At 70.5% G+C, this 7,927-nt stretch carries 6 protein-coding genes; 2 read left to right on the plus strand and 4 right to left on the minus strand.

The features are described from left to right. Positions 1–161: 161 nt before the first annotated feature. The 4 genes from J7E89_RS37835 to J7E89_RS37850 all read right to left on the minus strand — a co-directional run bounded on the left by J7E89_RS37835 (position 162) and on the right by J7E89_RS37850 (position 5,900). Positions 162–1,640 (minus strand): FG-GAP-like repeat-containing protein, encoded by a 1,479-nt coding sequence (locus J7E89_RS37835; RefSeq protein ID WP_214980694.1) that lies wholly within the window; start codon positions 1,638–1,640, stop codon positions 162–164. 161 nt (positions 1,641–1,801) lie between these two features. Further along, on the minus strand, positions 1,802–2,269 hold the full coding sequence (locus J7E89_RS37840; RefSeq protein WP_214980695.1) for a DUF1772 domain-containing protein: 468 nt from the start codon (positions 2,267–2,269) through the stop codon (positions 1,802–1,804). An 89-nt stretch (positions 2,270–2,358) separates the two neighbouring features. Next, entirely contained in the window at positions 2,359–3,231 is an 873-nt protein-coding gene (locus J7E89_RS37845) for an ABC transporter permease (RefSeq protein ID WP_214980696.1), read from the minus strand. Next, the gene (locus J7E89_RS37850) at positions 3,228–5,900 is read right to left on the minus strand and encodes an alpha/beta fold hydrolase (protein WP_214980697.1); all 2,673 of its coding nucleotides are present in this window, start codon (positions 5,898–5,900) and stop codon (positions 3,228–3,230) included. The genes J7E89_RS37845 and J7E89_RS37850 overlap by 4 nt, the downstream gene beginning before the upstream one ends. Positions 5,901–6,020: 120 nt before the next feature. Between J7E89_RS37850 and J7E89_RS37855 the strand changes: the two genes are divergently transcribed. Next, on the plus strand, positions 6,021–6,443 hold the full coding sequence (locus tag J7E89_RS37855) for a GNAT family N-acetyltransferase (protein WP_214980700.1): 423 nt from the start codon (positions 6,021–6,023) through the stop codon (positions 6,441–6,443). Positions 6,444–6,732: 289 nt separating this feature from the next. Next, on the plus strand, positions 6,733–7,911 hold the full coding sequence (locus J7E89_RS37860; RefSeq protein WP_251061637.1) for a S8 family peptidase: 1,179 nt from the start codon (positions 6,733–6,735) through the stop codon (positions 7,909–7,911). Positions 7,912–7,927 lie beyond the last annotated feature (16 nt).

Raw genomic sequence — 7,927 nt, forward strand, 5'->3', positions numbered from 1 at the left:
GTCGGGGTATGGGGCCGTAGTAACAGGCCCGTGCGAACACATCGGTACGCACGCGTACGCACCCCACCGCCCCTGCCCCGCCAGGTGCCCCCAGACCGGCAGTGCCCCGCCGCGCGACACTCTGCGGCGGGGCACTGCCCTTTACCTTTTCCCGTGGAGGGTCAGCGGTTGAACGCGGAGCCGAGAGCGGCTCCGGGGGCCACGGTGCCCAGCGTGCCGGCGCCGAAGTTGAAGGAGCCGGTGGCGGTGATGCCCGCCGTGGTGCCGGGCAGGACCCACACGGAGCCCTCGCCGGCGTTCTCGCGCGGGGCGCCGACGAGGAGTTCGGCGCGGGCGTCGCGGTTGGTGTCCACCAGCTTCACCGCGAGGCCGAAGAAGTCGTCCGTCTCGGCTGCGCCGGTCACTCCGGGGGTGTCCTGGTTGAAGCCCTGGGCGCCGGTGCCGGTCAGGCCGGTGGCCGAGCCGCGCATGACGATGACCGAGCCGGCGCGCGTGAGGGTGCCGATCGCTTCGCCGAAGGCGCCGATCGCGATGTCGCCGTAACCGTCGCCGTTCACGTCGTTGATCGATACGGAGCTACCGAAGGCGTCGTCGTTCTCGGCGGCGCCCGGGATGCCGGGGCTGTCCTGGTTGAAGACCTGCGCCTTGGTGCCCTGCGGGCCGTTCGCGCTGCCGGGTACGTACGTGACCATGCCGCCCTTGGCCATCGGAATGTCCACGTCGCTGTCGTAGCCGTCGACGGAGCGGCCGACCACGATGTCCGCGTAGCCGTCCTTGTTCACGTCGCCCGCCGCGATGTGCTCGCCGCCCTCGACCTTGTAGCCGTTCTCACGGTCGACCCTGGCGAACGCCGCGAAGCCCTCCGGCGTACCCCGCCAGTAGAAGATGGTCCGTGAGTCCCACTCCTCGCTGCTGTTCACCACGGCCACAAGGTCATCGGTGCCGTCGCCGTTCACGTCCCCCACCGAGGTGTCGAGGAAGCGGGTGTCGCCGTCCGTGTCCGGGGTCCCGGACGTGGCGCGGGCGGCGCCGTCGCGGCCGAACGGTCCGGACAGGAGGCGGATGTCGCTGGACTGCGCGATGCTCACGACGTCCGGGTTGCCATCGGCGTCGAAGTCGCCGGCCTTGACCATGTTGCCGACCTGCTCCCGCAGGGTCTTGCCCTCGGCCAGCACCGCGCCGCCGGCCAGGCCCGTCGCGCCGCCCCAGACGACGGACAGGATGCCCGCGTCCTCGACCGTGCCGATGTTCTCGCCGGTGGCGCCGACGATCAGGTCGGCGTAGCCGTCGCGGTCCAGGTCCTCGGAGGTGACGGCGGAGCCGAAGGCGTCACCCTCTTCAGCGGCGCCCGGTATCCCGGCGGTGTCCTGGCTGAAGACCTGCTTGGACGCGGTCTTCAGACCCGTCGCCGAGCCGTACATGACCGCGACGTAGCCGGCCTTGGCCTGGCCGTTGACGGTGGCCGAGGGCGCCGTGAACGCGACATCCGCGTACCCGTCACCGTTGAAGTCGTCCCCCTTGACGGTCGTGGCCGCTCCGGTTGCGGTGGGCGCGGCATGGGCCGCTGCCGGGAGGGCTACGACGGCGGACACCACGGCGGCAGCCAGGGCGACGCTGGTACGGAGTGCTTTGGCAGGCACACTGACTCCTTCAGTACTGGATGAGGCTGTGGCGGAGCAGAAAGCTCCGTACACGCCTCACCAGACACTCGGGCTCCGCAAATGGTTGCCCTGCGGTTAACTCTCCGCAACTGGGCAGCAAAGCCGCGCTGTTCAGCTCCCCGCACCATGCCCCGCCGCTGTCAGGCCAGCGAGGCACTCACCACCAGGGCGAAGCCCGCTGTGACGACCAGCGTGCGGACCAGGTGCAGCCGGTTCCACCGCGTCTCGAAGGCCGCGCGGGCGTCGCGGTCTGTGGTGCCTGTCTGCTCGGACGCGGCGAGGGCGTTGTTGAGGGGGATGTTCCCGGCGATCGTGATCAGGTGGTTGAGGACAACGAGCCCCAGGCCGGCTCCCAGCAGCCCCCACTCCGCAGCCGACCGGTCGTCGCCCGGGACCGCCAAGGCGGCCACCGGGAAGGCCACCGAGGCGAGCATGACCGACACGAACACCCCACGCGGTACGTCCTCGTTGATACGCCGCATCGCCGCCACGAACTGTTCGTCCGTCAGCCGCCCCAGGGCGGGCATGATGCCGGTGAGGAAGATCAGCATGAAGCCGGCGTACAGCCCTGTCGCGACTACGGCGAGGGCGATGAGGAAGGTGGCCATGGGGCACATCATGGCCGACCCGCCGTCACGACACGATGGACTTGCGGCGACCCGCCCTCAGGACACGATGCCGTCGCCGCGCCCCACCCTCAGGACACGATGTCCTTGCGGCCGAATCCCCGGAAGGCAAGCGCGAAGAGCACCAGTGCGTACGTCACCGAGACCGCGGCCCCCTTGAGCATCCCGCCCCACTCCAGCTGCGGTTGAAGCGCATCCGCCCACGCGAACTGCCAGTGTGCGGGGAGGAACTCGCGCCAGGACCCCAGCGCCGTCACCGCGTCCAGCACATTGCCCACGATCGTCAGACCCACCGCGCCGCCGACCGCGCCCAGCGGGGCATCGGTCTTCGTCGACAGCCAGAAGGCGAGAGCCGCGGTGACCAGCTGCGAGACGAAGATGAAGGCCACGACCAGCGCGAGGCGCGGTATGGCGTCCCCGGCCGGCAGCGACCCGCCCGTCGGCAGCTCCAGCGATCCCCAGCCGTACGCGATCGACCCCGTCACCAGCGCCACGACCGGCAGCAGCACCATCGCGGCGAGGCTGAAAGCCAGCGCCACCGCGAGCTTGCTCCACAGCAGCCGGGCGCGTGGCACCGGCGCGGCGAGCAGGTAGCGCAGCGAGGACCAGTTGGCCTCGGAGGCCACCGTGTCGCCGCAGAACAGCGCCACCGGCACCACCAGCAGGAAGCCGGCGGACACGAACAGACACGTCGCGGCGAAGTTGGCGCCGGACGCCGTGGCGGTGTCCATCAGGGTGACCCGGCCGCCCTCCCTTCCGGGCGTGCCGCCGATCGCGAAGGCCGCGATCAGGATGAGCGGCAGGGCGCCCAGCACCACGGCCATGACCATGGTGCGCCGCCTGCGCCACTGCCGCATCGCCTCGACGCGCAGAGGGAGGGTGTGGCCGGCCCGGTAGCCGGGGGCAGATTCGATGACGTTGTTGTCCACGACGTTGGTACTCATGCGGAGGAGCCTCCGATCAGAGTGAGGAACGCGTCCTCCAGGCGGCGGTTCGGCCCGACACCCGTCAACGGAACGTCCAGACGGACCAGTTCACCGATGAGCGTGCTCGGTGACGCCCCGTCCAGCCGTACGAGCAGGCCTTCGTCGGTGCGTACGGCGGACCCGATGCCCGGCAGCCCGGCCACCTTCTCGGCCAGCGCCTCGCTCACCTCGCCCTCCGTCGTCACGAGGAGCGTGTCCGTGCCGCCGGTGATCTCCGCCACGGGCCCGGCCTGCACCAGCTGCCCCCGGTCCATCACGACGAGATGCGTGCAGGACTGCTCGACCTCCGAGAGGAGGTGGCTGGAGACGATGACGGTGCGTCCTGCCGCCGCGTACCGGATCATGACGTCGCGCATCTCACGGATCTGGGGCGGGTCGAGGCCGTTCGTCGGCTCGTCGAGGATGAGCAGGTCCGGCATGCCGAGCATGGCCTGTGCGATGGCGAGGCGCTGCCGCATGCCCTGCGAGTACGTCCGTACGGCACGCTCCAGCGCGTCGCCGAGCCCCGCGATCTCCAGGGCCTCCTCCATGCGGGAGTCCCCGGAAGGCCGGCCGGTGGCCTGCCAGTACAGCTCCAGGTTGGCGCGCCCGGTCAGGTGCGGCAGGAAGCCGGCGCCCTCGACGAACGAACCGACGCGCGACAGTACGGGCGAGCCCGGCCTGATGGCGTGCCCGAAGACCCGGATCTCGCCGCTGTCCGGCGTGATGAGGCCCATGAGCATGCGCAGGGTGGTGGTCTTGCCCGCGCCGTTCGGCCCGAGGAGCCCGAGCACCTGTCCCTTCTCGACGCGGAACGACAGATCCCGTACGGCATACCGGTCGGCCGACTTGGCGTACTTCTTCGTCAGGTCGGTGATCTGCAGCGGCACCTCGGCGAGCGCCGGGTCCGGCGCGGGCGCCGCGGCCCGCCGCCGGGCGGTGAGCAGCAGCGCCACGGCCAGGGCGGCGCCGATCGCCGGCAGCCCCCAGACCCACCACGGGAGTGGGGCCGCCTGGGTGTTCACACCGGAAGCGGTGGGCACGGTGAGCGTCCCGTCGCCTTCGAGGGAGACGGTGTACGCCGCCGGGTCGGCCGGGGACGCGTACGCGAGGTCGGTGGTGGCCAGCACAACGCGCAGCCGGTGCCCGGCCCTGACCTCGTGATCGATCGCCGGCAGCCGGAACTCGACGGTGGCGCCGTCATTCGCACCAGTGCCGGTGACGCGGAGCGGCGAGACGAGCTGAGAGGGCAGCACCTGCTGGCGCCCGTCCGCGCTCACGTCGTACACCTTGCCGAACAGGACGGCGTCGTCACGGTCCGACTTCACCTTGACGTTGACCTTGACGGTCGGTGAGCCGGTGACGCGCAGGTCGGAGGTGAGCGCGGCGGTCTCGAAGCGCGCGTTCTGGCCGGGGAAGTCGAGGGAGAGCCCGACGCCGAGCCCGGAAAGCTGGGACAGCGCCCCGACGCCCGGTACGGCGGAGATGGCGGGCGGGTTCGCCCCGGCCGGATTGGCGAAGTGCTGCTCGCGCTTGCCGGTCGTGAGCTTCAACTCCCGCCGCCCGGCTTCGAGACCCGGGTAACGGTCGCTGGTGGCGCCCCGGAGCTGAGCCGCGCCGTCTGTGGAGTCGACACCTCCGGTACGGGTGACGCGGAAGGCGGGCCCGGTGTCCGAACCCTGCTCGTCCTTCAGGTAGCGGTCGAACCAATCGGTGATCCGGCCCTCGACGCGGGCCCTCTCACGGTCCCCGCCGTCGTGCCCGCCCGCGATCCAGTCGACGGCGACGGGCGCGCCGTTGCCGTCGATCGCCTTCGCCATGGCGTCGGCGTGGTCGAGCGGGAAGAGCGAGTCGTTCTGGCCCTGGACGATGAGCGCGGGCACCTTGATGCGGTCGCCGACGGCGGACGGGCTGTGCGCCTCCAGCAGGTCACGGGCGGCGGCGTCCGGCTTTCCGCTGACCGCGACCCGTTCGTACATCTCGCACAGCCGCTTCTCGAACCTCTCGCAGCCGCCACCCGTGTTGATGAAGATTCCGGCCCAGAGCTTCTTGAAGACCCCGTCGGGGAAGAGCGCGTCGGCCATGCTCCAGTAGGTGATCTGTGGTGCGACGGCGTCGACGCGCTTGTCGTGGCCGGCCGCGAGGAGCGAGACCGCGCCGCCGTACGACGAGCCGCTGACGCCGACACGCGGATCGCCCTTCGCGTCGAGCCGCACCTCGGGGCGCTCGGCAAGCCAGTCGATCAGCCGCGATACGTCCTTGACCTCGCCGTCCGGATCGTTCAGCCCGATCTTCCCCGTCGACTTCCCGAAGCCCCGCGCGGACCAGGTCAGCACGGCGTACCCGTCCCTGGCCAGCTGCTCGGCCTGCGCCTGGACGTCGCGCTTGCTGCCGCCGAAGCCGTGGCCGAGGAGGACGGCGGGCCGTTTGCCGGGTCCGCCGTCCGTTCCGTCCGCTGTGAAGAACGAGGTATCGATTCTCACCCCGTCCCCCGCACCGCCCATGCTCATGATCCGTTCCTCGCGGTGCACGGCGGGCGACGCGTCGCTGCCCGAGGCGACGGCCGTCCACGTGCCGCCCCCGACGAGGACGGCACACGCGGCGGCCGCACCGGCGAACGCCCGGCTGCGGGGAATGCGTAGCTTCATACCTGAACCCTAGATCCCGGGTATGACAGCCGATGCTGCCCGCAGATGGAAGTCTCTGGAGTACTCAAGGAGTACGAGGCCGCCGGCCCGTACCTCAGTGGGAGTAGCGAGGGGAGCCCGATGGACATCCGACCGGTGGTCCGACAAGCGACGACAGTGGCGGAACTGACCGCCGCCGAGCACCTCTACGACGGACCGGCCCGCCCGGACTGGGCCGAGCGTTTCCTGGCCGCGCCCGGCCATCTGCTGCTCATCGCGTACGTCGGCGGCGAGCCCGTCGGGATGGTCTCGGGCATCGAGATGACCCACCCGGACAAGGGCACCGAAATGTGCCTGTACGAGCTGTCCGTCGACGAGCCGCACCGGCGCCGCGGCATCGGCCGCGTCCTGACGCGGGCGCTGGCGGAGGTCGCGAAGGAGCGCGGCTGCTACGGCATGTGGGTGGGCGTGGATCGGGACAACGACGCGGCGCTGGCGACGTACCGCTCGGCGCAGGCCAAGGACGACGGCGACTTCGCGATGCTGACCTGGACCTTCGAGTGACCACCGCCTCTTCCTCGCTCGCTTCAAGGACATGGACGTAGGCACGAATACGCCCAAACCCCTGTCCCCGCCCGACTGGGCGACGGCAGCCGAGCGCCTCCGCGCCGCAGGTATCTCTTTGGCTTGATTCCGCCCGTACGGCAATCTTGTGCGCTTGTGCGCGGCACGAGACCCTGTGCTGCGCATCCGCACCACAACTGCGCCCCAATGCACCACAACACACCAAAAAGCACCACACAACCCGTAATTGTCCGCGATCCGGTCAACGAAAGGTCAGGTGCACGACACAATGAGACCCACTTTCCGCCGCGCAGGGGCCCTGATACCCGTCATCGCCCTCGCAGCCGGTCTCCAGCTCGCAGGCCCTCCCACAGCACAAAGCGCGCCCGCCGGTGACCTCCGTCTGGCCCCGGCCGCAACGGCGGTCGAAAACAGCTGGATCGTCGTCCTGAAGGACGGCACCACGCGCGCCGCCGACCTGGGCGTCACGCCGAAGCACGTCTACCGCAGTGCCCTCAAGGGCTTCTCCGCCACGATGTCCACGACACGAGCGGCGAAGCTGGCCTCGGACCCGAAGGTCGCGTACGTCGAACAGGACACCCGGGTCCGCCTCAGCGAGACGCAGACGAACGCCACCTGGGGCCTCGACCGCGTCGACCAGCGCAACCTCCCGCTCTCCACGACGTACACCTACAACACCACCGCGTCGAACGTCTCGGCGTACATCATCGACACCGGAATCCGCACCTCCCACAGCGAGTTCGGCGGCCGCGCCACGGTCGGCACGGACACGGTGGGCGGCGGCCAGAACGGCCAGGACTGCCAGGGCCACGGTACGCATGTCGCGGGCACGGTCGGCGGCAAGACGTACGGCGTCGCCAAGGCCGTCAAGCTGGTGGCGGTGCGCGTCCTGGACTGCGCGGGCTCCGGTACGACGGCGGGCGTCATCGCCGGTGTCGACTGGGTGACGGCGAACGCGCAGAAGCCGGCCGTGGCCAACATGAGCCTGGGCGGCGGCGCGAACACCTCCCTCGACAACGCGGTGAAGAAGTCCATCGCCTCGGGCGTCAGCTACGCCGTCGCCGCCGGCAACGGCAACATCCTCGGCTGGCCCGCCAACGCCTGCAACTCCTCCCCCGCCCGCGTCCCCGAGGCCATCACCGTCGGCGCGACCGACAGCAGCGACCGCCGCGCGTCGTTCTCCAACTACGGCACCTGCCTGGACCTGTTCGCACCGGGCGTGAGCGTCACCTCGGCCTGGAAGGACAGCGACACGGCCACGAACACCATCTCCGGTACGTCGATGGCCGCGCCCCACACCGCGGGCGTAGCCGCCCTCTACGTCTCGGCCAACCCCACTGCCACCCCGGCCCAGGTCCGCGACGCCCTGGTCAACAACGCGACCCCCAACAAGGTCCAGGACCCGCGCACCGGCTCCCCGAACAGGCTCCTGCACTCGCTGTTCTAGAAGGCCGCTGAAGATC

This window comes from Streptomyces sp. ISL-100, from assembly GCF_018614615.1.
In the GTDB taxonomy this organism is placed as follows: Bacteria; Actinomycetota; Actinomycetes; order Streptomycetales; family Streptomycetaceae; genus Streptomyces.

Excerpts from the sequence above, each read along its gene's own strand:
- J7E89_RS37855 (WP_214980700.1), top strand. The coding sequence starts at position 6,021 with ATGGACATCCGACCGGTGGTCCGACAAGCGACGACAGTGGCGGAACTG.
- J7E89_RS37840 (WP_214980695.1), bottom strand. The coding sequence starts at position 2,269 with ATGGCCACCTTCCTCATCGCCCTCGCCGTAGTCGCGACAGGGCTGTAC.
- J7E89_RS37860 (WP_251061637.1), top strand. The coding sequence starts at position 6,733 with ATGAGACCCACTTTCCGCCGCGCAGGGGCCCTGATACCCGTCATCGCC.
- J7E89_RS37850 (WP_214980697.1), bottom strand. The coding sequence starts at position 5,900 with ATGAAGCTACGCATTCCCCGCAGCCGGGCGTTCGCCGGTGCGGCCGCC.
- J7E89_RS37845 (WP_214980696.1), bottom strand. The coding sequence starts at position 3,231 with ATGAGTACCAACGTCGTGGACAACAACGTCATCGAATCTGCCCCCGGC.